Origin of the sequence: Actinomadura sp. NPDC048021 (assembly GCF_040653135.1) — a bacterium.
Classification (GTDB): domain Bacteria; phylum Actinomycetota; class Actinomycetes; order Streptosporangiales; family Streptosporangiaceae; genus Spirillospora; species Spirillospora verrucosospora.
Genome location: NZ_JBEZJQ010000025.1, coordinates 25,830 through 50,957 on the forward strand (window position 1 = coordinate 25,830; position 25,128 = coordinate 50,957).

19 protein-coding genes are annotated in these 25,128 nt (G+C 72.3%); 7 read left to right on the forward strand and 12 right to left on the reverse strand.

Annotation, left to right across the window (positions count from 1 at the left end):
* The first annotated feature begins 144 nt into the window (after positions 1-144).
* The 3 genes from AB0C87_RS32630 (at position 145) to AB0C87_RS32640 (ending at position 4,410) form a co-directional block, all read left to right on the forward strand.
* On the forward strand, positions 145-1,566 hold the full coding sequence (locus AB0C87_RS32630; RefSeq protein ID WP_345178079.1) for an amino acid permease: 1,422 nt from the start codon (positions 145-147) through the stop codon (positions 1,564-1,566).
* An 84-nt stretch (positions 1,567-1,650) separates the two neighbouring features.
* A complete protein-coding gene (locus AB0C87_RS32635) occupies positions 1,651-3,342 on the forward strand; it encodes an adenylate/guanylate cyclase domain-containing protein (RefSeq protein ID WP_345178180.1) in 1,692 nt (563 codons plus the stop codon).
* A gap of 117 nt (positions 3,343-3,459) precedes the next feature.
* On the forward strand, positions 3,460-4,410 hold the full coding sequence (locus AB0C87_RS32640; protein ID WP_360581049.1) for a glycerophosphodiester phosphodiesterase family protein: 951 nt from the start codon (positions 3,460-3,462) through the stop codon (positions 4,408-4,410).
* Here AB0C87_RS32640 and AB0C87_RS32645 read toward each other — a convergent pair whose 3' ends face one another.
* A complete protein-coding gene (locus AB0C87_RS32645) occupies positions 4,411-5,394 on the reverse strand; it encodes a LysR substrate-binding domain-containing protein (protein ID WP_360581051.1) in 984 nt (327 codons plus the stop codon).
* A 192-nt stretch (positions 5,395-5,586) separates the two neighbouring features.
* Between AB0C87_RS32645 and AB0C87_RS32650 the strand changes: the two genes are divergently transcribed.
* The gene (locus tag AB0C87_RS32650) at positions 5,587-6,912 is read left to right on the forward strand and encodes a HAMP domain-containing sensor histidine kinase (protein WP_345178083.1); all 1,326 of its coding nucleotides are present in this window, start codon (positions 5,587-5,589) and stop codon (positions 6,910-6,912) included.
* Between the two features lie 96 nt (positions 6,913-7,008).
* Here AB0C87_RS32650 and AB0C87_RS32655 read toward each other — a convergent pair whose 3' ends face one another.
* Positions 7,009-8,526, reverse strand: coding sequence for a cyclic nucleotide-binding domain-containing protein (locus AB0C87_RS32655; protein WP_345178085.1), 1,518 nt, complete (start codon positions 8,524-8,526; stop codon positions 7,009-7,011).
* Between the two features lie 873 nt (positions 8,527-9,399).
* On the opposite strand from AB0C87_RS32655, the gene AB0C87_RS32660 reads away from it, so the two are divergent.
* From AB0C87_RS32660 to AB0C87_RS32670, 3 genes are all read left to right on the forward strand, one after another.
* Positions 9,400-10,272, forward strand: a complete 873-nt coding sequence (locus AB0C87_RS32660; protein ID WP_345178086.1) for a helix-turn-helix transcriptional regulator — start codon at positions 9,400-9,402, stop codon at positions 10,270-10,272.
* Positions 10,273-10,559: 287 nt separating this feature from the next.
* On the forward strand, positions 10,560-10,742 hold the full coding sequence (locus AB0C87_RS32665; RefSeq protein WP_345178088.1) for a DUF397 domain-containing protein: 183 nt from the start codon (positions 10,560-10,562) through the stop codon (positions 10,740-10,742).
* Positions 10,743-11,019: 277 nt separating this feature from the next.
* The gene (locus tag AB0C87_RS32670) at positions 11,020-12,519 is read left to right on the forward strand and encodes an alpha/beta hydrolase (RefSeq protein ID WP_360581053.1); all 1,500 of its coding nucleotides are present in this window, start codon (positions 11,020-11,022) and stop codon (positions 12,517-12,519) included.
* 67 nt (positions 12,520-12,586) lie between these two features.
* Here AB0C87_RS32670 and AB0C87_RS32675 read toward each other — a convergent pair whose 3' ends face one another.
* The 10 genes from AB0C87_RS32675 to AB0C87_RS32720 form a co-directional block, all read right to left on the reverse strand.
* Entirely contained in the window at positions 12,587-15,523 is a 2,937-nt protein-coding gene (locus AB0C87_RS32675; RefSeq protein WP_360581055.1) for an AAA family ATPase, read from the reverse strand.
* A 73-nt stretch (positions 15,524-15,596) separates the two neighbouring features.
* Entirely contained in the window at positions 15,597-16,214 is a 618-nt protein-coding gene (locus AB0C87_RS32680; RefSeq protein ID WP_345178092.1) for an alpha-ketoglutarate-dependent dioxygenase AlkB, read from the reverse strand.
* A 38-nt stretch (positions 16,215-16,252) separates the two neighbouring features.
* Positions 16,253-18,187, reverse strand: a complete 1,935-nt coding sequence (locus AB0C87_RS32685; protein WP_360581057.1) for an AarF/UbiB family protein — start codon at positions 18,185-18,187, stop codon at positions 16,253-16,255.
* 103 nt (positions 18,188-18,290) lie between these two features.
* Positions 18,291-19,157: a helix-turn-helix transcriptional regulator gene (locus tag AB0C87_RS32690; RefSeq protein WP_345178096.1), complete on the reverse strand. Its 867-nt coding sequence runs from the start codon at positions 19,155-19,157 to the stop codon at positions 18,291-18,293.
* Between the two features lie 163 nt (positions 19,158-19,320).
* Positions 19,321-20,358 (reverse strand): XRE family transcriptional regulator, encoded by a 1,038-nt coding sequence (locus AB0C87_RS32695; protein ID WP_345178097.1) that lies wholly within the window; start codon positions 20,356-20,358, stop codon positions 19,321-19,323.
* A 16-nt stretch (positions 20,359-20,374) separates the two neighbouring features.
* The gene (locus AB0C87_RS32700; RefSeq protein ID WP_345178098.1) at positions 20,375-21,016 is read right to left on the reverse strand and encodes a hypothetical protein; all 642 of its coding nucleotides are present in this window, start codon (positions 21,014-21,016) and stop codon (positions 20,375-20,377) included.
* Between the two features lie 28 nt (positions 21,017-21,044).
* Positions 21,045-21,833, reverse strand: coding sequence for a glutamate ABC transporter substrate-binding protein (locus tag AB0C87_RS32705; protein WP_360581059.1), 789 nt, complete (start codon positions 21,831-21,833; stop codon positions 21,045-21,047).
* 194 nt (positions 21,834-22,027) lie between these two features.
* A complete protein-coding gene (locus AB0C87_RS32710) occupies positions 22,028-22,702 on the reverse strand; it encodes a hypothetical protein (protein WP_345178100.1) in 675 nt (224 codons plus the stop codon).
* Positions 22,703-22,857: 155 nt separating this feature from the next.
* A complete protein-coding gene (locus AB0C87_RS32715) occupies positions 22,858-23,196 on the reverse strand; it encodes a hypothetical protein (RefSeq protein WP_345178103.1) in 339 nt (112 codons plus the stop codon).
* Between the two features lie 121 nt (positions 23,197-23,317).
* Positions 23,318-24,952: an FAD-dependent oxidoreductase gene (locus AB0C87_RS32720; protein ID WP_360581061.1), complete on the reverse strand. Its 1,635-nt coding sequence runs from the start codon at positions 24,950-24,952 to the stop codon at positions 23,318-23,320.
* Positions 24,953-25,128 lie beyond the last annotated feature (176 nt).

Below are 25,128 nucleotides of genomic sequence, written 5' to 3' on the forward strand. Positions count from 1 at the left end.
CGATCCGGGCGGGGAGAAACCGGGCGGACAAGAGTGTTTCGTGTTTGTGCTTGGGGCTCCTACTCTGTCCGAGTTGCGCAACGGTGCGTGATCGGAGGGTGGCGCTGTTCCCCCTTGCGGGGGCGGCTGTAGAGAGGAGGCCGCGTGGTCGCGAAGCTCCCAGACCAGAGCGCGGAGGACTACCAACGCGGGCTTGGGACCCGCCAGATCCAGATGCTGGCCATCGGCGGGACGATCGGCACCGGGCTGTTCCTGGGCGCCGGGGAGAACATCGCCAAGGCCGGGCCCAGCCTGATCCTGACGTACGCGGTGGCGGGGCTGGCGCTGTTCTTCGTCATGCGGGCGCTCGGCGAGCTGCTGACGTACCGGCGGGCGGAGGGCGGGTTCGCCGGGTATGCCCGGGAGTTCCTCGGGCCGTTCTGGGGTTACGCCACGACCTGGACGTACTGGATCATCTGGGTGACGACCGGGATGGCGGAGCTGACCGCGGCCGGCAAGTACATCCAGAAGTGGTGGCCGGGCGTCGAGCAGTGGCAGACGGCGCTGGTGGCGCTGGTGGTGCTGTTCACGGTGAACCTGATCTCGGTGAAGCTCTTCGGCGAGCTGGAGTTCTGGTTCGCGATGATCAAGGTCGCGGCGATCGTGATGATGATCCTGGTCGGGCTCGGGGTGCTGGTGTTCGGGTTCAGCGACGCCGGGGACACCGCGCGGGTCGGGAACCTGTGGGACCACGGGGGCGTGTTCCCCGAGGGGGCCGGGGCCACGATCATGACGCTGCAGATGGTGATGTTCGCCTACCTGGGCGTCGAGCTGGTGGGCGTGACGGCGAGCGAGGCCAAGGACCCGGAGAAGAACATCCCGCGGGCGATCAACGCGCTGCCGGTGCGGTTCGCGCTGTTCTACCTGGGGTCGCTGCTGGTGATCCTCGCGGTGGTGCCGTGGACGGCGTTCAAGGGCGGGGCGAGCCCGTTCGTGCTGGCGTTCGACCGGATCGGCATTCCGGGCGGGGCGGACATCGTCAACTTCGTGGTGCTGACCGCGGCGCTGTCGTCGTGCAACGCGGGCGGGCTCTACTCGACGTCCCGGATGCTGCGGACGGCCGGTGTGAACGGGGACGGGCCGAAGGTGCTCGGACGGCTCAACGGGCGCGGTGTGCCCGTGCTGACCGTCGTCATCTCCGCGCTGGTCATGGGGATCGGCGTGGTCGTCAACGCGGTCGTGCCGGAGAAGGCGTTCGAGTACATCACGTCCGTCTCCACCGGTGGGGCCCTGCTGGTGTGGACGGTCATCCTGCTCGCGCACATGGCCTACCGGCGGCGGTCGGCGGCCGGGGAGCTGCCCAAGGCGCCGTACCGGATGCCGTGGGCGCCGTACACGAACTGGGCCGTGCTGGCGTTCTTCGCCTTCGTCACCGTGACGATCGCGTGGGAGGCCGACACGCGGATCGCGCTGTACGTGATGGCCGCCTGGGCGGCGCTGGTCGTGATCGGCTGGCCGTTCGTCCGGCGCGGCTCGCAGGAGGCGCGGGTCCCCGTCCCGCTCGCGGAGGAGAGCACGAGCGCCTGATAAGGGCATCCCACGGCGGGGAGGCGCCCGCCGTGGGATGATCCCTTATGGCGGTTCCTTCCTCCGGAGGCGCGCGTGACCAGCATGCTTGAGATCCGGGTGCGGTGGGTCCTGCTGGTCGTGGTGGGCGTGGCGAACGTCATCGGTTCGCTGGTGGTGCTGCTGTTCGCGACGTTCGTGGTGCCCGATCCTCCGTTGGACGACCGCGACTACGTGCATCTGGTCAACGCGGTGGCGTTCTTCAGCTATCCGGTGGTCGCGGCGCCGGCGGCGCTCCTGTGCGGTCTGTGGCTGTGGCGGCCCGTGGTCACGTTCGTCCGGGACGGGGGAGAGCCCGACCGGCGGCAGCGCCGGGCCGTGCTGCTCGGGCCGCTGCGGCTGACGCTGCTCGTCGGGGCGCTGTGGGCGGTCGGCGCGCTCGGCTGGGCGGCGCTCGACCTGATGCTGTTCACCGGACGGCTGGCGGTGAAGACGGGGCTGACGTGCCTGCTCGGCGCGGGCACGACCTGCACGATCGTCTACCTGCTGTCGGAGCGGCTGCTGCGTCCGGCGGCGGCGCTGGTGCTGGGAGCGGAACGTCCGAAGAGGCTCCGGCTGCCCGGGGTGACGACGCGGGTGATGCTCGCGTGGGCGCTCGGGACGGCGATCCCGGTGTTCGGGCTGATCTGCGTCGCGATCGCCGCGCTGGCCTCGCCGGACATCAACGTCACCCAGCTCGCGATCACGATCCTCGGCCTCGGCGGCGCTGCGCTGCTCGCGGGGGTCTGCGTGATCTACATGGCGACGCGGGCGATCGCCGACCCGATCAAGGCGGTGCGCAGCGGGATGGCGCAGGTCGAGCGGGGGGACCTCGGCGCCGAGGTGGACGTGTACGACGCGAGCGAGGTCGGGCAGCTGCAGGCCGGTTTCAACCACATGGTCGCGGGGCTGCGCGAGATCGAGTGGCTGCGCGACCTGTTCGGGCGGCATGTCGGCGAGGAGGTCGCCGACCTGGCGCTGGAGCGCGGCGTCGTCACGCTCGGCGGCGAGACGCGCGAGGTGGCCGTGCTGTTCGTGGACCTGACCGGGTCGACCCGGCTGGCCGACACGCGCAGCCCGGACGAGGTGGTGGGGCTGCTCAACCGGTTCTTCGGCGTGGTGGTGTCGGCGGTGGCGAAGCACGGCGGCTGGATCAACAAGTTCGAGGGGGACGCGGCGCTGGCGATCTTCGGGGCGCCGACGCAGGTGGAGGACTCGGCCGGCGGGGCGCTCGGCGCGGCCCGGGAGCTGGCGGTGCGGCTGCGCGCCGAGGTGCCGATGCTGGACGCGGGGATCGGCGTGTCCGCGGGCCCGGTCGTCGCGGGGTACATCGGCGCGGAGGAGCGGTTCGAGTACACGGTGATCGGCGATCCGGTGAACGAGGCGGCCCGGCTCAGCGACCTCGCGAAGGACGAGGAGGGGCGGGTGCTCGCCTCGGCGACCGTGCTGGAGCTCGCGCACCTCGCCGAGTCCGACGAGTGGGACCTCGGGCGGTCGGTGACGCTGCGGGGGCGGAGCCGTCCGACGCGGCTGGGCACGCCCCGGCGCCCCGCGCGTCCCCTGGTTCCCGCGCCGCGGCGGCCCGGGCCGGAGACGGGACGGGCGAGGTTCCCGCGCCCGCTCAGGCGCAGCAGGAGGCTGCTGTTCGGGGCGCTGGTGCTGGCGAAGGCGGCCAAGAGCGCGCGGGCCGCGGGGCCGGGCGGCGCGGAGGAGCCCGGAGGGGATTCCGGCGGTCCGGCCGTGTCTGACTCGTCCTGACGGGACCCGCTGCGTATCGTCACCTTCGGTACACAGTCTGCTACCGATCCGTAACTCCGGCGTCACCGGACGGTCCGAGGGTTGGGGCGGACAGCCCCGGCTCCCGAGAGGTGACTGATGCACCGGCGGAATCGTCTCGCGCTCATCGCCGTCCTGGCCACCGCGGCCGTCGCCGTCCCGGCGGCGCCCGCCGGCGCCCGGCCAGGCCCCGACCCGCTCCTGTCCGTGCTGCCGGGCGCCCCGGAACCGCGGCCGCGCACCGCCCCGGTCCGGGCTCCGGATCCGGACTCCGGCGTCCTGGACGTCGCGCACCGCGGCGCGTCCGCGTACGCGCCGGAGAACACGCTGGCGGCGTTCCGGCTCGCCCGGGCGAGGAAGGCGGACATGTTCGAGCTGGACGTCCAGGAGACGAAGGACCACCAGCTCGTGATCATGCACGACACGACCCTCGCCCGGACGACGAACGCCGAGGAGGTCTACCCGGGCCGCGGGCCGTGGAAGGTCGCCGACTTCACTCTCGCCGAGATCGGGAGGCTGGACGCCGGCGGCTGGTTCGCGAGGAGGTACGCGGGCGAGCGCGTCCCGACGCTCGGCCAGGTGCTGGCCGCGATGCGCGGGCAGGGCCTCGGCCTGCTGCTGGAGATCAAGAGCCCGGAGCTCTACCCGGGCGTCGAGCGGCGCATCGCGGCGGAGCTGAAGCGGTCCCCGTCCTGGCTGCGGTACGACCCGCGGGGGCGGCGCCTCGTCGTCCAGTCGTTCGACTGGGCTTCGGTGCGCCGGTTCCACTCCGTCCTGCCGAAGGTGCCGACCGGCCTGCTGGGCACTCCGAAGGCAGCGGACCTGCCGAAGCTCGCGAAGTACGCGGACCAGGTCAATCCGCCCTTCGGCGGCCTGACCGGGTCCTACGTCGACGCGGTGCACGACGCCGGGATGGACGTGCTCACCTGGACGGTCGACGACCCCGGCGCCATGGAGCGGGCGATCGACCTCGACGCGGACGGGATCATCACCAACCGGCCGGACGTCCTGCGCGGCGTGGTGGACGACTCCGGCGAGCGGGCGGCCTGATCAGGCGGGCCACCGGCGCGCGGGGGGGGGCCTCCGCGGCGCCGCCGGGGGCCGGCGGGGGGGGGGGGGGTGGGGCGCCCCGGGGCGGGGGGGGCGCGTTCCGGGGGGGGCCCCGGGGGGGGGGGGGCCCCCCCCCCCCCCCGCCGCCGCGCCGCGCGGTCCCTCGGCGCGCCAGGCCAGGGCGATCCGCCCGGTCAGCCGCGGCCGGACGACCGGGAGCGCGCGCAGGCCGTCCGGGCGGCCGAGGGCGGCGGACTCGGGCAGCACGGCGACGCCGAGGCCGTGCGCGGCGATCTCCGCGAGCACCGGCGGCTCGCCCGCCTCGAACGCCACGCGGGGGCGCAGTCCGGCGTCCGCGAAGGCCGCGTCCAGGACGGACCGCAGCCCGGTGCCCTTCGGCAGGCAGATCAGGCTCTCCTCGGCGAGCGCCCGCAGGGTGATCGTGGACCTGCGCGCCAGCGGGTGGGTGCGGGCGACGGCGGCGACGAGGTCCTGCTCGATGACGACCCGCGTCGCGACGCCCTCGGGAGGGCCCGCGCCGAGGCTGAGGTACGCCAGGTCGATCCGTCCGGTGCGGAGCCCCTCGGTCAGCGCGGCGGAGTCCTCCTGGACGACGGTGATCTCGATGTCCGGGTGGTCGCGGTGGAATTCGGCCAGCATGCCCGGAAGGTCCAGCGACCGGATCCAGTCGATCGTGCCGATCGTGACGTGCCCGCGGAGCAGGCCCGTCAGCTCGTCCACGGCCAGCCGGGCGCCCTCGACCGCCGCGAGCGCGGCCCGCGCGTAGGGCAGGACGGCGGCGCCGACCTCGGTCAGGCGGACCGTGCGGCCGGAGCGGTCGAACAGCGGCTGCCCCAGCTCCCGCTCCAGCTGCCGGATCTGGGCGCTCACGCCCGGCTGGGCCACGTGCAGCCTTGCCGCGGCCTTGGTGAAGCCGGCCTCTTCCGTGACCGCCACAAAGTACTCAAGCTGGCGCAGCTCCATAACCGGACATGCTAGTCGCGGCGCTTCCCAGTGCCCGGGCTTCTGGGTGACCGGTCGGTCCGGCAACCATTTCTTTTGCCGCTCTTGGCCGCATCGCTGCTGTTCAGAGGACTGATCCGGGCGTGTGCGGTGATTACCTCACCTGCGGGAGGTCGGGTGTTCGAACGGCGCACATGGTCCATACGGGTGCGGATGACCGTTATTGCCGGGACGGTCACCGCCGTGATCTGCGCCATCGTGACGACGCTGATCCTCGTGGAGGCGCGGGGATCGGAGACCGACTCCGCCCGCGGCGAGGCGACCGCGGCCGCGCTCCGGCTGTCGTACGCGTTGCGGCGCGAGCCCGTGGAGGGGCGGATCGACGGGGTGCCGGGCGTCCTGCTGCAGGTCATGGACGAGAGGCGGACGGTGATCGCGGGGTCGCCGGGCCGGGCGCTGGCCCGCCGGCCGCTCGCCCGCTTCGTCCCGTCGCAGGAGCGCGTCTACACCTCGCGGAAGGTGTGCTCGCCGGTGCGGCGGCACCGGTGCCTGTGGGTGATCGGCTTCCGCGTCTTCAAGCCCGGCGGCGACTGGCTGATCTACGCCGCCGTCCCGATCGTCCCCTGGTACGTGAGCCCCGGCCTGATCATGTTCCTGGCCAGCGTCTCGCTGCTGGTGATCCTGCTGGGCTGCCTGCGCGCCTGGGCGACGGTGGACCAGACCCTCGCGCCGGTGGAGGCGATCCGGGCCGAGCTGGCGGAGATCACCGCGCACCGGTCGGGCCGCCGGGTGACGGTGCCGGAGGGCCGGGACGAGATCAGGCGGCTCGCGGAGGCCGCGAACGCGACCCTGGACCGGCTGGACAGCGCCCTCGAACGGCAGCGCAGCTTCACCTCCGACGCGTCCCACGACCTGCGCAGCCCCATCGCGGCCGCGCGCACCCAGATCGAGGAGGCGCTGCTGTTCCCCGACGACGTCGACTGGCCGCGGACGGCGCGCGGCGTCCTGCAGAGCCTGGAGCGGCTCCAGGCGATCGTGACGGACCTGCTGCAGCTCGCCCGGCTGGACGCCGCCGCCTGGCAGGAGGTCGAGACGATCGACCTCGGTGCGCTGGTCACCATCGAGGTGGCGAGGTCGGAGCGGACGAAGCGGATCGTCCCGCACCTCCAGGAGGGCGTGACGGTGCGCGGGGACCGGCTCCGGCTCGTCCGCCTGCTGACGAACCTGCTGGACAACGCCGAGCGGCACGCCGAGTCGCGCGTCGACATCACGGTGGCGCGGGAGGACGGCACGGCCGTGCTGGAGGTCGTCGACGACGGCGCGGGCGTCGCCGAGAAGGACCGGGACCTCGTGTTCCAGCGCTTCGCCCGCCTGGAGGACAGCAAGGCCCGCGACCCCGGGGGCACCGGTCTCGGCCTGCCGATCGCCCGGGAGATCGCGCAGTTGCACGGCGGCACCCTCACCATCGAGGACAGCGAGCGCGGCGCCCGGTTCGTCCTGCGGTTACCGCGCAACCACGACGGGAGGCCGGCCGGCTAGCGGGGGGCGGGAAGCGGAGAACCCCGCGGCGCGGTGCGCGCGGGGTCGTGGCGGGCCGGGGCGGCCCGTGCGGGGGACGGGCCGGCGGGCGGCAGGTCAGGCCGCCGGATGGGCGGCCAGGCCGCGCAGGTGGATCCAGCCTTCGAGGTGCGACTCCTTCACCCGGCAGGTGATCCGCTCGTACTCGGCGGCGGTCACGTGGCCGGGGCTCGGAACGATCACGGAGTCGTAGACGAAGCGGGACGCGATGACGCCGAGGTCGGCGCCGGTCGCGGCGAGCCGGTCCTTGAGCGGGCCGGCGTCGAGGAGCCGGGCCGTCGTGATGATGGACGAGCCGGACACACCGGGCGGGTCGGGCATCACGGGGCCGACGTTCACGGCGACCCTGAGCTGGACGCGGACGGCCCCGGTCGCGCGGTGGTTGTGGCGGCGCAGCCGCCGGCCGAGCGAGACCAGCATGGGGTCGATCACGGTGGCCGTCGGGACCTGCGGCGGGATGACGATGAGCGCGCCGTCGCCGCGGTCCTCGACGTGGCAGGCGTCCCAGGGGACGCCCGACTCCTCGAACGCCTCGCGGAGGGCCCGGTACATGGCGCGGCGCACGCCGATCCGGTCGGCGTCGTTGCGGTCGGGCGAGCTGAACCCGGCCACGTCGGTGTACACGATGGTGCAGTTCTGGCCGGCCCAGGACGGGGCGCCGACATCCGGGAGGACCATGGGCTGCGTCGGCCGTTCCCAGGACGTCTCGACGGCGGCCTCCAGGACCGGCTGGACGGAGCGGGCGGGCGGCAGCGAGTTGGCGGGCGGCAGGGAGTTCCCGGGCAGGGAGTTGGCGGGGACGGTGCGGCACGGGACGGTCGGGGCCGCCCCGGACGCGGCGCCCGCGCCGTTGATCGCGGCTGCGGGCTCCACGACGCAGGTCGCGCCGCCCGCCCGCGGGTCGGGCGCGGCGTAGGGGGCCGTCACCACGAACGGCCCGGCCATCGCGTACGGGTAGTTCGGGACCACCGGCATCTGCGCCACGGCGTACGGCTGCGGCGCCCCGTACTGCGCCGCGGGTCCGTACGGGTGGGCCGCGCCGCCGGGGTGGTGGGCCCGCCGCGGCGGCCGGCCCGGGCCCTGCTCGGTCATCCGGTCGTACATCTCGCGTTCGAGGACGGCGACCACGTGCGGGTGGTCGCTCAGGTAGGCGACGAACTCCTGCGTGGTCAGGCACAGGACGTGGAGCGCGTCCATGGCGACGACGGTCGCCGAGCGGCGGCGCAGCAGGAGGGCGGCGCGCTCGCCGATGATGTCGCCGGGCCCGCGGAAGGCGACGAAGCGCTCGCGGCCGTCCCGCTCCACGGAGATCCGCACCGAGCCGGACTTGATCACGAGGGTGTGGTCGGCGTCCTGGCCCTCGGTCCACAGGACGGCGCCGACCGGGTGGACGACCTCCCGCGCCTGCGCCAGGAACGCGGCGCGCTCGGCGGTGGTGAGCCCGTGCCAGAACCCGGGCCGCCGGACGGTCTCGGCCCGCCGCTGGACGGTCCGCTGCCGCGGGACGAGCTCGTTGGGGACAAGCTCGTCGGGGACGAGCTTGTCCGGGTCGTGGTGGCGGGCGTGCTCGTTCATCGGCTCACCCGCCCGACGCCCGGCCGGGCGGGCGGCGACGAGCCCGCCGGACTCGTGGGGTGGACGGCGGAGGTGGGGGACGGTACGTGCTGTCTGGACATGTCAGGGACCCCATGCCTCGAATCGCGGCTCCGGAATCCGCGCGGGCGCCGGGTAGGTCCGGTATGGCCCGCGGGTGACCGGAGTCACATCACCTATGGTCCGCACCGCGTGGTCGCGGTTAGACTAGATGAGTCCGCAGAGACGTTTTGGCAGGTCAGCGCGGATCTTTCTGCGTCTTCGCAGAGGATGGGCGCGGTCGGCCGATCGTCTCGTGCGGCCCCGGGAGTCGCTCTCCGCTCTCCCTCCGATCGTCGTGGCTGCCAAACCGTTGATCGGCGGGAAGCGGCGGGCGACTCTGTTGCCTTCGCTGGCAGTGCCTTCTCGTGTTCCTCGCCCGGTGCCGCCCTCAGGCGTCGCCGGAGTCTCCTGTCCCCTTGCGGCCTCCCCGTGTGGCGCGTTCGGCCCTCTTCGTCGTACCCCGCTCGCGGCCGGCCCGTCTCCGCCTGCGGTCGGTCCCGGCCCGGCTGCGCCGTTCCCCGCCGGGACCTCACCCTGTGTTCAACCTCATCCGCGCTCGGATGCGGCATCCCGTCTTGTTGCATGACGTCGTCTGCTAATCTGCTATGTAGCACATTACAACAGAGTCCGACGGTATGCAGCACTCTGGAAGCTACCGACGCGAGTTTTGGGCGATATGGCGGGGTCTGGTGGGCGGAGCGAAGATCAGATGTCTGGGACATGTAGCGTCGTGTCGGGGAGTGGGATGCCAGGTCCCCGATTGCCATGTAGCATCCAGTTGGGTGGCATGCACTACTCAGAGTGAGCGAACCAATGGTCAGTGACCAGGGCCCCGTAGTCCAGAGTGCGCTGCTGCGCACCGAGCTCGTCCGCCTGCGCAAAGAGAAGAAGCTGACGCAGGAGCAGGTGGCGCGGCAGCTGGAGTGGTCTCCGTCCAAGCTCATCCGGGTGGAGGGCGGCAAGAACGCCATCACCCGCACCGATCTGCAGGCATTGCTCGCGGTTTACGACGTCACCTCGGAGGGGCGCCAGGAGCGGTTGCAGGCGCTCGCCCGCGGCGCGCGGGAACCCGCCTGGTGGAACGCCTACCGCGGAGATCTGGACCCGAGCTTCCTCTCCTATGTCGGGTACTCCGCCGGCGCCGCGTTCATCCGGCAGTTCCACGGGACCGTCATCCCGGGGCTGATCCAGACGGCCGAGTACGCCGAGGTGCTGTCCACCGGCAAGATCTCCGAGCAGGCGCGGGTGCTGGCGGCGAAGTTGCGCATCCAGCGCCAGCAGGAGTTCGCCAAGCGGCAGAACCCGCCGCGCCAGCACTACATCATCGACGAGGCCGTCATCCGCCGGCACGTCGGCATCAAGAGCGACCCGGCGATCATGCCCGCCCAGCTCAACCACATCGCGGACGCGTGCGAGCGCGACGACCTGCTCACCGTGCGGATCATCCCGTTCAAGGCGGGCGCGCACCTCGGGCTCGACGGGCCGTTCAGCCTCCTGGAGTTCGACGGCGACCTCGACGACGTCCTCTGGCTGGAGGCGCGGCCGGGCGCCAGCGTGATGATCACCGGCGAGGACGAACGGATCACCGAGTACCGCGACACCTTCGAGCTCCTGCTGGAGCAGGCGCTGTCGGCGGACGAGTCGATCGCGCTGCTGCGGCAGGCCGCCGAAGACCTCATGGCCTGATTCCCCGACCGCAACCCGAACCACGCGACGGAGGTGACAGCCGCATCGGACACCGACAAGGCGAGTGGCCGTCATAACACGCAGGGTGATCTTGTGTTCCCTTGTAGGCGGGATAACTAGAACCGTTTACACTCGTGATCGGGAAATTTTCCACAAGGTCGTGGTTTGTCGTGCCCTGCTGGCGCTCGCCTGGCGGGTGTTCTTGTCCGATCGGTTGGCGAGACGGCACCCGCCGGCAATGGATGGAGGGTTGCTGGATGGTGTACCGGTCGGATCGGGGAGCGGCGGTGAGCTGGCGGAAGAGCAGCGCCAGCGGCGGCGGTCAGGAATGCGTCGAGGTGGCGGCGGCCGGCCCCGCCGTGCTGGTCCGAGATTCGCGAGACACCTCCGCAGGCTTCCTCACGCTCCACCCCGCCCAGTGGAAAGCCCTCCTGGCCGCCATCCGGAACGGAGAGCTCGAAGGGCGCTGAGTCACACGACTCGTTTTCTGCCTCTTGAATTGTCGATTAGTGCGGTTTCTGTTGGTATTTAAGGGCGATTTCTGACAACGAGCGGAGCGCTTGCGCCGGACCGGCCCGGACCCTGAGTGGACCCTGAAACCACCCTGAATCGCCCCTGATCACCCTGTTCCGGTGAGGGGGACCGCCCTAACTTGATCGTCAGCGGTCCCCGGTCACGGCCGGGCCGGGGACCGTCGCCCGCCTCCGAGGACGCGGGCCTCTGACGTCCCCCACCGGAAGGACCTTCATGCTGCGCGGAAACAGGCTCGCCCTCCTGGGCGCGGCCGCGGCAGGAGCCGTGGCGCTGACCGGCGTCGCGGCGCCCGCCACCGCCTCGCCCGCCTCGCCCGCGCCGGCCGCGCCGCGCTCGCCGTCGGCCGTCGACTGGCGCGCCTGCGGCGACGACGGCAAGGCCGAGTGCGCGACCCTGCGCCTGCCGATCGACTGGTCCCGGCCGGACGGCCCCGCGTTCGGCCTCGCCATCGCGCGCCGGAAGGCCCTCGACCCGGACGCGCGCGTCGGCACGCTCGTGTTCGGTCCCGGCGGTCCCGGCGACTCCGGCGTCCAGCGCGTCACCAGGCTCACGGGCGGGATCGACCGGTTCAGCGACGAACTGCGCCGGCGCTTCGACATCGTCAGCTTCGACCCGCGCGGCATCGGCGCCAGCCATCCGGTGACGTGCTCGGCCGTCCTGCTCCGGGCCGCCCCCTCTCCGGTCATCGAAAACGCGGCGCAGTTCCGGGCGACCCTCGACCACAACGCGCGCCTGCGGGCCGACTGCCGCGCCCGCACCGGCCCGCTCTACGACCACGCCGACACGCTCAGCACCGTCCGGGACGTGGACGCGATCCGCGCCGCCCTGGGCGAGCCGAAGCTGACCTTCCACGGCAGCTCCTACGGCACGCTGCTGGGCGAGATGTACGCCGAGACGTTCCCGCGGCGCGTCCGGGCGATGGTGCTGGAGAGCGTGGACGACCACAGCGTGCCCGACGCCCGGCGCTTCCTGACGTCCGAACTGGCCGCCGCCCAAGACTCCTTCGACCAGTTCGTCGCCTGGTGCGAGCGCAGCCAGGACTGCGCCCTGCACGGCAAGGACGTCCGGGCCGTCTGGCGTGACCTGCGCGCCCGCGCCGCCCGCGGGGAACTGCCCGACCCCTCGTCCCCGGGCGCCGCGCTGCCGGAGTTCGGCCTCGTGCTGATGGCCTACAAGAGCTTCTACGGCCCCGACTGGGCGGAACTGGCGTCGAAGCTGGCCGCGCTGGACGCGGCCCCGCCCCTCAGGGCCGGTTCCCGTCCGGCGGCAGCGCCGAAGGCGGAGGAGACCGCCACCGACCCCTTCACCGCGCAGTTCTGCTCCGACTGGAGCCTGCCCGTCCGCGACTACGGCGAGTACGCGAGGCTCATGCGGCGCACGGAGAAGGTCGCCCCCGACATGACGTTCGCGCGTCCCGTCATGGCGATCTCCGCCTGCCTCGGCTGGCCGCAGCCCGTCCGCAACCCTCAGCACCGCCTGCGCGTCCGCGGCAGCGCGCCGATCCTGCTGGCCAACGCCGTCCACGACCCCGCCACGCCCTACTCCTGGGCCCAGAACGTCGCGCGGCAGCTCGGCCCCGCAGGACGCCTGCTCACGTACGCGGGCGCGGGCCACGGCAGCTACGGCCGCGGCCCCTGCATGCAGAACACGATCGACGCCTACCTGACCACCCTCACCCTCCCCCCGCCCGGCACCACCTGCCCGGCGCAGTAGAGGCCGGGATCAGGCGAAGGCGGTGGCGTGCGCCTCGGCCCATCGGCGGAAGGGCCGGGGCGGGACGCTACAGGGTGATGTCCTCGGGGAGGAGGGTGGCGAGTTGTTCGGTGGTGAGTTCGATCCCGTTGTTGGCGAGTTGTTCGGTGCGGCGGGCGTGGGCGGTGATGGCCGACCGGACGAGTTTGTCGACTTCGCGGCCGTTTCCTTCGCGGAACCGGTCCCGGTGGGTGTTCAGGTAGACGGTGAGTGCTTGGCGGGTGTCCTCGGGGACGCGGTAGTCCGCTGCCTCCGCTTTCTTGACGAAGATGGAGGCGAGGCCGTCGACGGGGTAGGGCTGGAAGGTCAGCGTGCGCGCGAACCGGGACGCCAGGCCGGGGTTGGTGGCCAGGAACCCTGCCATTTCGTTGGTGTATCCGGCGGCGATCACGATGACCTCGTCGCGGTGGTCCTCCATCAGCTTGACCAGGGTGTCGATGGCCTCCTGCCCGAAGTCGTGGCCTGATCCTCCCGGGCGGGACAGGGTGTAGGCCTCGTCGATGAACAGGACCCCGCCGCGGGCGCGCTGGAACACCTCGGTGGTCTTTTGGGCGGTGTGCCCGACGTACTGCCCGACCAGGTCGACGCGTGCCGCCTCCACCACCTGCCCTTGGGCAAGGACGCCCAGGGCGGTGAGGAGTTCGCCGTACAGGCGTGCGACGGTCGTCTTGCCCGTGCCCGGCGGACCGGCGAAGATCAGATGCCCGGTGAACGGCTCGGCCTCCAACCCCGCCGCCCGGCGTCGCCGCGCCGAGGCGAGCAGGTCGAGCAGGTCCTTGATCTCCCGCTTGACCTCCTCCAGGCCGGTCATCGCCGCCAACCGGGCGAGGACATCGGTGACCTGACCGGCGTCGCGCGCTTCGCCGAACCGGGCGGCCAGACCTGTGTCGACGTCGAGATCTTCGGCGACGAGCAGGCTCAGTTCCTCGCCGGAGGGGAGTTCGGGCAGGTCGGCGAGGCGTTGCGCCTGGCGTTCGACCGCGGCCTCGAACACCTGCCGTGCCGCTCGCCCGTTCCCGAAGGTCGCGTCGCGGCGCTGCCCCGCGAAGTGCGCCAGGATCGCCGCGCGCGCGTCGTCGGCCAGCCGGTACCCGTCCCTGGTCGCGTGCGATTCGGCGATCTGGACGAGTTCGGCGGGGCTGTAGTTCTCGAACTCCACCGTGCGGGAGAACCGCGACTTCAGGCCCGGGTTGGCGGCCAGGAAGTCGCGCATCTCCGCCGAGTATCCGGCGGCGATCACCACGACCTCGTCGCGGTGGTCCTCCATCAGCTTGACCAGGGTGTCGATGGCCTCCTGCCCGAAATCGGTCCCCGTCGCCTTACGCGACAACGTGTAGGCCTCATCGATGAACAACACCCCGCCCAGCGCCCGCTGGAACACCTCCGACGTCTGCAACGCCGTCCCGCCGACGTTCTCCGACACCAGATCGGCCCGGCTGACCTCCACCACCTGGCCCTTCTCCACCACACCCAGCGCCGCGAGAATCCCGCCGTACAACCGCGCAACCGTCGTCTTGCCCGTCCCCGGCGGACCCGCGAACACCATGTGCCGACCGATCGCCGGACCGGGCGGCAAGCCCGCAAGCCGCCGCTGCTCGGCCACCTTCTGAAGATTCGTCACCTTCCGGATCTCACGCTTCACCCCCGCCAGACCCACCATCGCCTCCAACCGGCCCAACAGCACGTCGGCGGACGGCCCGCCGGCTCCTTCTCCGGTCGGCGGCGCGGCAGCGGGTTCCTGCTTCGGCTGGGGCTCGTCGGCCACCGCCGGCTCGACGACCTGCGCGGTCGTCGTGCCGTTCGCGTTCGGGTCGAGCCTGTCCGGCTTCTGGTTGCGCTCGCTGACGAGGCCGCTCACGTCCAGGTGCGCGCCCCGGTCGGCGACCACGCCCGCGCCGCGGGTGTCCACCACCGTGCAGTCGCGGAGGGTGAGCCGGCCGCCCGAGTCCACGCTCACGCCGGCGAGCCCGCTGCCGCTGATCGTCATCCCGTCCAGTACGGCGCGCGCGCCGGAGCCGAGCCCCGCGCCGACCTTCCCCGCGCCGGTGATCCGGCCCCGGACGACCGTGACGTCCGCGTGCGCGACGAACGACAGGCCGTTGGTGCTCGCCCCCGTGACCTCGCAGTCCTCCAGCAGCGCGACGCCCTTCTCGACGACCACGCCGGTCCGCCGCGGCGACTCCATCTTGATCCGCCGCGCGGTGAGCGAGCCGCCGGTCGCCACCCACAGCCCGTCCAGGTGCGGGTCCTCGATCAGGCAGTCCTCCGCGACCGCCTTGCCCTTCTCCAGGACGATCAGGGACGACCCGCGCGAGCCGTGGAACGCGCAGTTGCGGACCGCCGCGTCCGCGTGGTCGTCCACCCGGATCCCGGCGCCCTCCGGCCCGCTGATCGTGCACTGCTCGATCAGCGGGCGCGACCCCTCGGTCACCCAGATGCCGTGCCCGCCCGCCTCGTTGACCTGGCACGACCGCAGGGTCACCGTGCTGCCGCTGCGGATCGCCACCGCGTTGCCCTCGGTCCCGCTGACGCTGGTGCTCTCCATGACCCCGGACGCGGCGGCGTACACGACCGCGCCGTCCAGCACCCGGCACCCCATCAGCGCCATCTGCGCGCCGCTGGCCGCGCGCACGGCCACGTCGGAGCGGGTCATGAACTCGCAGTGCTCCGCCAGGACGCTGCCTTCCGCGGCGTCCAGCGCGAGGCCGTCGTCGCTCCAGTTGCGGACGGTCAGCCCCTGGAGGGTCACCCTTCCGGTGACCTCGACCGTCGCGTTCGTGGCGCCGTCCAGCGTGACCGAGCCCGGGCCGCCCACGGCCGTCATGACGAAATCGTCGGGACAGTGGAACCCGGTGTTGGGATAGGCCCCCGGCTCGATCAGGATGTGCCGTCCGGCGCCGTACGGCAGCGGCGCCTGCAACGCCTCCAGCACTGTCCGATACGCCCGGGGGGAGGAGTGTGACACGACCAGACGCTGCAACGGGCCTCCTCACGAATCACCGTTCATGGTGCCATGAGGCGATCCGTGCTCGCCTCGCTCAGCGGACCCCGCGCGGACGGAACTGGACGCTGATCCGGGGGCCCGTCACGCGGGCGCTCTTCGGGATCGCGTGCTCCCACGTCCGCTGGCAGCTCCCGCCCATGACGATGAGGTCGCCGTGGCCCAGGTCGCGGCGGATCGCCGGCCCGCCGCCGCGCGGACGGAGCAGCAGGCTCCTCGGGGTGCCGACCGACAGGATCGCCACCATCGTGTCGTGCGTGGCGCCGCGCCCGATGGTGTCGCCGTGCCAGGCCACGCTGTCGCGCCCGTCGCGGTAGAGGCAGAGACCGGCCGTCCGGAACGGCTCGCCGAGTTCCCCGGCGTAATGCTCGTCGAGCGCCGCCTTCGCCTCGTCCAGGACGGGATCGGGCAGTTCCGCGTTCTCGTCGTAGAACGCCAGGAGGCGCGGGACGTCCACCACCCTGTCGTACATGCGCCGCCGCTCGGCCCGCCACGGGACGGACGTGAGCAACCGCTCGAACAGCGCGTCGGCGTTGGGGATCCATCCGGGCAGGACGTCGACCCAGGCGCCGTGCTCCAGCGGCGTCCGCCGCACGGCGTCCAGAGACCGCGGACCGCTCTCGTCCGTGCTGTCCAGCAACGACCCTTGGAACATTCCTCCACTGTACCCGTCCTGGTCAAACACATGTTCGATCAGCGGCGGAAGATCACCGCCAGGACGCGCAGGGAGAGGACCGAGCAGATGACCAGGCCGCAGTAGCCGAAGAACTGGAAGAGGGTCACGTCGCGGGTCATCGCGGGGCCGTCGCGCAGGCCCAGCAGCATCACCGCCATCACGCCGGCGGTCGACGCCAGGATGGTGAGCAGCACCTGCTGGAGGAGGCCGGTGACCGTGCGGCGGTCGGACTCGTCGGAGAACAGGCGGACGTTCACGCTCAGGCGGCCCGCCTCCGCCGCGGCGGTGATGCGGTCCAGACGGCGGGGGAGGCGGCGCAGCATCGGCAGCAGGCTGAGCAGTTCGTCGTTCGCGGCCTCGCGCAGCGAGCCGGGCCGGAGCCGTTCCCGCAGGTAGGACTCGCCGAACGTGTGGGCCTCGGTGACGATCGCGAACCCGGGGGCGAGCTCGCTCAGGCCGCCCTCCAGCGTCGCGAGCGCCCGGAAGACCGCCGCGATCTCGGCCGGGACCGCGAGGTCGAACCGTGCGACCAGCCGGAACAGGTCGGTGAACATGGCCATGTCCGGGCTGGTCCCCGGGCCGAGGTGGCGGGCCATGAAGGCGCCGAGCGCGCGGGCGAGGGCCTGCTCGTCCAGCTCGTCCGGACGGGCCACGACCTCCAGGAACGCGTCCGTCACCGCGACCGCGTCGCCCCGGTTCAGGGCGATGAGCATGCGCTGGAGGCAGCCGCGCAGCTCGGTGTCGAGCCGTCCGACCGAGCCGAAGTCGATCAGGCCGAGGCGGCCGTCGTCGAGCAGCAGGATGTTGCCGGGGTGCGGGTCGGCGTGGAAGACGCCGTCCAGGACGATCTGGCGCAGCACCGTGTCGAGGAGGGTGCGCGCGAGGGCGGTCCGGTCGAGCCCGGCGGAGTCGACGCGCGGGCCGGCCTTGCTGAGCGCGACCCCGTCCAGGCGCTGCATGACGAGGACGCGGCCCGTGCAGAAATCGTCGTGGGGACGGGGGACGACGACGTCGCCGGTGCGGGCGGTCGCCGCGACCGAGGCCATGTTGCGGGCCTCGACGCGGAAGTCGAGTTCCTCGCGCAGCGCGGTCGCGAAGCCGTCCGCGAGGTCGACGACGCCGAACGACTTGGCCCATCCGGCGCGCTCGTGGAGCGTCCGGGCGAGGCGTCCGACGATGTCGAGGTCGCGTTCGACCACCGCGCGGACGCCCGGCCGCTGGATCTTGACGACGACCTCCTCGCCGGACCGGAGCGTGGCCCGGTGCACCTGCGCGATGGACGCGGCGGCGAGCGGGGTCCGGTCGAAGGAGGCGAAGACGTCGCGCGTGTCGCCGAGCTCCTCGTGGAGGACGCGTTCGATCTGCGGCCACGGGACCGGTGTGGCGCAGTCCTGCAGCCGCCCCAGTTCCCGGACGAACTCCGGCGGCAGCACGTCCCGCCGGGTCGACAGGACCTGGCCGAGCTTGACGAACACGACGCCGCCCTGTTCGAGGGCGTGCGTGAACGAGCGCGCGGTGCGGGCGCTCGGGCGCGCGCGTCCGCGCAGGTACGGACCGAGGCCGTGGCGCAGGAAGATGAACGAGATGCGCCGGTACCGGCGGGTCCGCGCGATCCGCGACCGGACGGCGCCGAACCAGTGGAGCGGCGACGGCACCGTCCCGGTCGGGACGAACGCCTCCCACAGGACCAGGATCGTCATCGAGACGAGGAGCGCGCACGCGAAGCCGAGGCAGGCGAGCCAGGTCAGGGCCGCGGGCTCCCGGTCCGCGCGCAGGTCGCCGATCAGCGCGCTGATGATCGGGCTGGCGACCGCCTGCCCGACCGCGCCCGCCACGAGCGTCCGGAACAGGGGGAACCAGGTGTCGAGCAGGCTCCTCGCCCCGTACGCCATGACCCAGGTGTTGATCGCCGTTCCGATGAGGAACGCGATGATCGTCGCTGAACTGTCCATTCCCGCCGCCCGCCGGATCGTCTTCCACGTCACGGGGGACGCTAGTGAGCGCGGGGGCGGCGCCCCTCCCGCCGGAGGGGGAGCCGCTCGTCCCGACGGGGGATCAGAGCTCGTCGAGCAGGTCCCTGAGGAAGGTCGTGGTGCGGGCGGGGCGGGCCGCGCGGATGCCCAGCAGATCGATGATCTTCTGGTAGCGGACGGCCTCCTGGCCCTCCGGGTAGCGGGCGCCGGTCAGCTGCTCCAGGTAGACCACGTCGTCCAGGTCGTACTCGGCGAACCGCACGATGGTGATCGGGCCGCCCAGCGCCAGGTGCCCGCCCGCCGCGAACGGCAGGACCTGCACCTTCACGTTGGGCATGCCCTCCGACACCGCGATCAGGTGCTCGATCTGGCCGCGCATCGTCCGCGGCCCGCCGATCGGCCTCCGCAGCGCCGCCTCGTCGATCACCGCCCAGAGCGTGGTCGCGCCGGTCGGGCGGTGCAGGATCTCCTGCCGCCGCATCCGGAGGGACAGGCGCCGTTCGAGGCCCCCGTAGGCCGCGTCATGGTGCTCCAGGCCGATGACGGCCCGCGCGTAGTCGCGCGTTTGGAGAAGGCCGGGAACGTATTGCACCTCGTAAGTGCGAATCGTCGCCGCCGACTGTTCCAGGCCGAGATACTGCTCGAACCAGCTCGGCACGATATCGCCGTAGCCCTGCCACCAGCCGGGCTTCCTGGCCTCCCGGACGAGTTGCACGAAGCCATTCCGCTCGTCCTCGTCCTCGACGCCGTAGAGGGTGAGCAGGTCGAGCACGTCGCGGATCTTGAAGCCGTGCCGTCCGAGCTCCAGCCTGCTCATCTTGGACGCCGAGCCGCGGATCGCCTCGCCCGCCTCCACCCGGCTGAGACCGCGCTCCTCGCGCATCCGCCGTAACCGCGCCCCGAGCTGCATGCGCAGCGCGGTGGGACTCGCCAGCCGATTGTCAAGCACCAGGTCTCCAGCGTTCCGTACGTTGGTCCGGCAACACTCTCGGAGGGTCTCACAGGCAATCGTGAACGCGCAGGAGACCTCTCGACAGAGATACGTATCCGGCGCAGCCGCTTTACCAATCACGCCATTGTGTTGAGCGCGGGCCGGAGCGTTCCAGAAGGGGTCACCGGCGCGGGACGAGCAGGTCCAGATCGGCGCGGGTGACCCGGGCGTCCCCGGCGATCCGGTCACGATCCGTGCCGGCGCCCTCCACGACCTCCAGCGCGCGGGTCAGCATCGTCGGCTGCTCCAGCGGGCGGGCCGGGCCGGGCTCCTGGCGCCGCCAGCCGCGCGAGCTCAGCGTGCTCATCGCGTCGCGGTACACCGGCTCCTTCATGATCCCGAGCGTGCGGGCCCGGTAGAGCAGCGCCGCCATGCTGACGCCCCAGGACGCCTTCAGCCGCGCGAGCCGGTCCCAGTCGGGGCCCGCGGGCAGGTCGCCGGCGATGTCGGCCTCCGGCATGAGGAACTCCGCCGCGAACCGGTGCGCCTGGTCCTCGACGATCTTCTCGCCGGGCTCGGCGTCGGCGTGCATCACCAGGTGGCCCAGCTCGTGGGCCGCGTCGAACCGGTTGCGCCAGTAGTCGCCCTTGGCGGGGTTGAAGAACACCATCGGCCTCGGGTGGACGCCGACGCTGAACGCGTCCACGCGCTCGGCCGCCCGCGGCAGCACGAGGACGATCACGCCGTGGGACTCCAGCAGCCGGACGACGTGCGGCACCGGCCCGGCCCGCTCGACCAGCGCCTTCCTGGTCAGCCTGGCGGCCTCGGCGGGCCCCGGGCCGGCGATCTCCTCCGGCGAGACCGGGTACTCGGGAAGGTCGACCTCGGGAAGGTCGACGAGCCTTTCGAGGACGGCGACGACGTCGGTGGCGATCCGCCCGTAGGCGAGCGCCTGGTCGCGCTCGATCTGCGTCGTCGACCGGAGCGACCGGAAGTGGGCCCCGTCCATGGAGACCGGGCTGCGGCCGCTCTGGAAGAACTCGACGGGCACGCCCAGCGCGATCGCCAGCCGCCGCACCGTCGTCTCCTCGGGCCTCTGCACGCCCGCCTCGTACTGCCCGATCGCCTTCGGCGTCGTCCCCACGGCCTGCGCGAGCTGGTTCTTGCGCAGGCCCCTGAGCCGCCGGGCGAGCGTCAGCCGCTCGCAGTCGAACAGCACCCCGCGCCACCTTCTGCTAGGCCGTCTTCGTCTCCCCGCGGAGCCGCATCGGGACGTCCTCTTCCCGGTCGTCCCACAGCGGCATCGTCCGCTCGACGAGCTTACGACGTGGATCGGCCCCGATGGTGTCGTCCAGGGGCCTGACCCAGTGCCAGGCGGTGCCGCCGTCGGCGTTCCACCGGGGGCGGCCCAGGAAGAGCTCCATCTCCAGCGGCGCCTCGGTGGCGCTGTGCGCGAGCACCAGCGTCACGACCCCGGGCGTGTCGCGCGGCCCGACGCCCAGCGGGAGGGCGAGCTGCGGGTCCTCGACGTAGGTCTGCCGCGCCACGGCCTGCTTGGTGGGGCTGTCGCGGTCCCACCGGATGCCCCTGACGTTCCCGAACTCGTGCCGCTTGAGCAGCACGCGGTACGGCCCGTACCGCCAGCCGGGCGAGCCGTTCAGATCGTCGCGGACGACCTGCGGCTCGGCCTCGAAGACCCGGTCGATCTGCGACGCCAGCGCGTCGAAGGCGCCGACCCCGTACGTCCGCTCCGTGAACCCGGCCGCCCGGCTCAGCCCGCCGAAGACGGCCAGCGTCGCCTCGCGGTGGGCCTCCCGCAGGGCGTGCAGGAAGCCCGCCGCCAAGAGCTCGTCCCAAGCGTCCCTGTCCTCAGCCACGTCTCGACCATAGCCAGGGGCGCCGACATTACGAGCAGCCCTCGAACTCGGGGACCTCGCGGACGAGCGTGAGCCCGCTCCTGCCGAACCACTTGTCCAGCAGGTGGCCCGCCGTCCCGTCCTGGTACATCGTCGTGATGGCCCGGTTCACCGCCTCGCAGCCGTCCGCGTCGTCCTTGCGCATCCCGACCCCGTACCGCTCGTCGGTGAAGGGGGCGTTGACGATCCTCAGGTCGGGGGCCGCGAACCCGGCGAGCACCAGGTCGCCGGTGGAGATGGCGTCCACGGCCCCGGACCGCAGCTTCGCCACGCAGTCGCTGTAGGACGAGCCCGGGACGAGCCGGGCGGGGATGCTCAGACCGACCACCACCCGCTCGGTCGAGACCGAGCCGCTGGCCTGGCACATCCTCCGCCCGGCCAGATCGCGCACGCTGCGGACGCGGGTCTCGCCCCGCCGGACCATGACGTCCTGGTGGGCGACGTAGTAGGGGCCGCCGAAGGCGACGAGCCTGGCCCGGTCCGGCGTGATCGAGTAGGACGCGAGCACCAGGTCGACGGCGCGCCGGTTCAGCAGCCGCTCCCGGTCGTCGGACCTGACCTCGCGGAACGTCACCCGGGACGCCCCGAGGCGGCGGGCGATGTCGGCGCCCACGTCGACCTCGAACCCCTGGAACACCCCGTTTTTCCTCAGCCCGAGCCCGGGCTGGTCCGCCTTGACCCCGATCACGATGACGTCCTGGCGGTGGATCGAGGCCCTGGCGGTCGCGCATCCCACGAGCGCGAGTGCGAGAGTCAGAAGCACGAGAATGGCGCGCACGGACCATGACTAGCGACAGGAAAAGGCCGCCGGATGAACGCGGGACGACCGTGCAATGCCGGCGGATGAACCTGTGGCGGTTAGGACCGGGCGCCGATTGCGCAGAAGTCGCCCGCAGCGTTCAGAAGTCGCCGACAGCCCGATGGCCGCCGAGGCAGTGTGCCTTCGGCGGCCATCGGGCCTGCTCGCGGAATTCAGCCGCGGACTCTGTGCGTCCCCGGCGCCAGGCGCCCGGCGGCGCCTCGCTCACTGCGGAGGGCGACGACGCCCATCATCAGGAGCCAGTAGCTGAGGATGGCGCCCAGCGAAGCGGTGGTGCCCCAGCCGTTGGCGGCGTAGAAGAACGCCGGCTCGTTGCCGAAGAAGAGCGAGGGGATGAAGGCGATGTTGATCGCGGCCAGCACGTAGGCGGACATGCCGGTCCAGCCCGGCAGCGCGCCGGTCTTCCGCACCGCGTATCCCAGCGCGACCAGGAAGAACGCCAGCAGCATGCGCCCGATGGACCCGTACAGGATGTACGTCCCGCTGACGGAGATGGTCGGGTCGATCGGACGGTCCGCGGCGATGACGGCTCCGCCCTCCAGCCCGCTGGAGACGAGGGTGACGACGACGTAGGCGATCCCGGCGGCGAAGGCGAAGTTCCCCGCCCATTCGTAACGCGGGTCGACGCTCTTCACCAGTTCCCGGAAACCCGTCACGAAGAGGAGCAGGAATCCGAGGGCCAGGATCTGCAGGAGGAGGCGGGACAGGACGTTGGAGTCCGGCGGCGAGCCCGAGTAGACGAAGTACAGCGGGACCCCGACGATGAGGGCGGCGGCGGAGGCGAGGCCGGTCCATCCGGTGAAGCGCCGGGCGAGAACTGTGTCCACGAGACTGCCTTTCTCAGGGGCGAGGAGGAATCTGCATCTGCGGAACACTTTGCCGGGCGCGCCACGGCCTGTCCGTGGGCGTGCCTCCCGCTTCGCGGTAGAGCTATGCCTACCTTCCGGGCGCCCGTTTCACTTCGCCTCGCGGCGCGCCCGTTTCATTTGGCCGGGCGACGCCGCCGCTCCCGGCTGCTCTTCACGGGCGCGGCCTTTCCGTCGGCGACGAGGCGCTCGTGCTGCTGCCATCCCTGGAGCCACTTCCACCCGGATCCGAGCGCCGCGGTCGACGCGGCCACCATGAACGTGGTCACCTGCGTCTCGTCGAGGTGGGCTCCGGGCACGAGCTGCGCCACGGCACCGGCGAGCCACCCCGCCGCCACGGCGAACACGGGCGTGAACAACGCGACGCCGCGCCCGAGCCAGGACGCCTCCCCTTCCGGCGTCTCGGCGATCTCAGCCGTTTCGGACGGGACGTTCTCAAGCGAGCCGTCGACCACAGGACCACTCTCCAGGACAGGCGCTTCCATCTCGACGGCCTCAGAGTGCCGCGCCCGAAGTGCTCCCGTCCCCGGAATTCGCCAACCGTCCCCGAAAACCGTCGATAACCGGCATAGCGGCTCAGAGGGACAGGTACTCGTGGACCGAGCGGACGGCCGTGGCGCCCTCGCCCACCGCCGAGGCGACCCGCTTGATCGAGCCCTTGCGCACGTCTCCCGCGGCGAAGACCCCGGGCATGCTCGTCTCCAGCGGCATCGGGTCCCGGCCGAGGGGCCGGCGCGGCGGGGCCCGGTCGTCGATCTCGCGGCCCGTGAGCAGGTAGCCCTGCTCGTCGCAGGCGATGCCGTCCGGGAGCCACCGCGTGTGCGGCTCGCCGCCGATCATGATGAAGAGCGCGGCGGCCGGGACGTGCTCGGTGGCGCCCGCCGCCCGGTCGGCGAGCGTGAGGGACCGCAGACGGTCGCCTCCGCCGCATCCGGTCACCTCGGTCCGCCGGCGGACGACGATGTTCGGCGTCGACTCGATGGCGCGCAGCAGGTAGGTCGACGCCGACTTCGCCAGGCCGTCGCCCCGGACGACGAGCGTGACCGTGCGGGCGTGCTTGGCCAGGTGCAGCGCGCCCTGGCACGCCGAGTTCCCGGCGCCGACGATGAAGACGTCCTGGCCCCGCATCGCGCGGCTCTCGCCCACGGCCATGCCGTAGAACACGCCGGAGCCGACGAGGGCCTCCAGGCCGGGGACGCCGAGCCGCCGCCAGTCGACGCCCGTGGCGATCAGCACCGCGCGTGCGCTGACCTCGGAGCCGTCCGCCATGCGGACCACCCGCCGGTCGCCGCGGCTCTCCAGGCCGACGACCTGCTGGGCGAAGACGATGTGCGCGCCCATCAGCCACGCCTGCTCGCAGGTGCGCTCCATCAGGTAGCCCCCGGCGATGCCGTGCGGGAACCCGGGGTAGTTCCTGATCATCGGGCTGGTCCCGGCCTGGCCGCCCGAGAAGGCCCGTTCCAGCAGCACGGTGTCGAGCCCCTCGGACGCCGCGTACACGGCCGCCGTGAGCCCGGCCGACCCGGCGCCGACGATGGCGACGTCGCAGACCTCCAGGTCGTTCTCGACGCTGACGCCCATCGCGCACGCGAGGTCGGAGACCTGCGGGTCCACGTACGCCCGGCCGTCGTAGCGGACCACCACCGGCAGCCGCGACGCGTCGGCGCCGGCCTCCTCCAGCAGCCGCCGCCCGGTCTCCCCGCCGGGCGGGTGGACGACGAAGGGCAGGTTGAAGCGCGCCATCACGTCGCGCAGCCGCAGCATCCGGGGGTCGTCCATCTCGGCGACGACGCGGAACAGCTCGAACGCCGGTTCCTGCTCCTCCGTCCACGAGGACAGGAACTCGCTCACCGCCCGGTGCATCGTCTCGTCGTTCGTCCACGGCCGGACGAGGTGGTAGTCGGCGGACCCGAGCGCGATCGCCTGGACGGCCGGACTGGTCGAGGTGTAGTCGCGGTCCACCATCAGCACGCGCCTGGCGTTCGGATACAGCTCGTGCGCCGGCGGAAGGACGTCGGCGCAGGCGTCGTCCACCATCAGCAGCGCGACGGGTTCCCCGGCCCGCGCCATCTCCCGCAGCGCGTCGCACCCCTCGCCGGGCGAACTCGCGCCCTTCACGGTGAACGCCTCGCCCAGCCGTCGCGTGAGGTCGGCGAGGAGGACCCGCCGCGAGCCCGCGTCGTGATCTACCACGAGAATGACCGGTGCCATCACCTCTACCAGCGTAATCCCGGCCGGCGGGCCGGAACGGCGACCGCGGACGGCCGATCTTCTCAAGAGCGCGGAGGCGTTTCCACGGCCGCCATCGAGCGCTTCCCTTGCCGGGCACCGGAATCCGGGCGCGGCGGAGTTGGTGGATCTCGCATGTCCGCTTGGCCTCGGCGCGG

Coding starts and splice junctions, on each gene's coding strand:
- AB0C87_RS32635 (WP_345178180.1), top strand. CDS start 1,651: ATGCTTGAGATCCGGGTGCGGTGGGTCCTGCTGGTCGTGGTGGGCGTG.
- AB0C87_RS32640 (WP_360581049.1), top strand. CDS start 3,460: ATGCACCGGCGGAATCGTCTCGCGCTCATCGCCGTCCTGGCCACCGCG.
- AB0C87_RS32645 (WP_360581051.1), bottom strand. CDS start 5,394: ATGGAGCTGCGCCAGCTTGAGTACTTTGTGGCGGTCACGGAAGAGGCC.
- AB0C87_RS32650 (WP_345178083.1), top strand. CDS start 5,587: ATGACCGTTATTGCCGGGACGGTCACCGCCGTGATCTGCGCCATCGTG.
- AB0C87_RS32655 (WP_345178085.1), bottom strand. CDS start 8,526: ATGAACGAGCACGCCCGCCACCACGACCCGGACAAGCTCGTCCCCGAC.
- AB0C87_RS32660 (WP_345178086.1), top strand. CDS start 9,400: ATGGTCAGTGACCAGGGCCCCGTAGTCCAGAGTGCGCTGCTGCGCACC.
- AB0C87_RS32670 (WP_360581053.1), top strand. CDS start 11,020: ATGCTGCGCGGAAACAGGCTCGCCCTCCTGGGCGCGGCCGCGGCAGGA.
- AB0C87_RS32680 (WP_345178092.1), bottom strand. CDS start 16,214: ATGTTCCAAGGGTCGTTGCTGGACAGCACGGACGAGAGCGGTCCGCGG.
- AB0C87_RS32685 (WP_360581057.1), bottom strand. CDS start 18,187: ATGGACAGTTCAGCGACGATCATCGCGTTCCTCATCGGAACGGCGATC.
- AB0C87_RS32720 (WP_360581061.1), bottom strand. CDS start 24,952: ATGGCACCGGTCATTCTCGTGGTAGATCACGACGCGGGCTCGCGGCGG.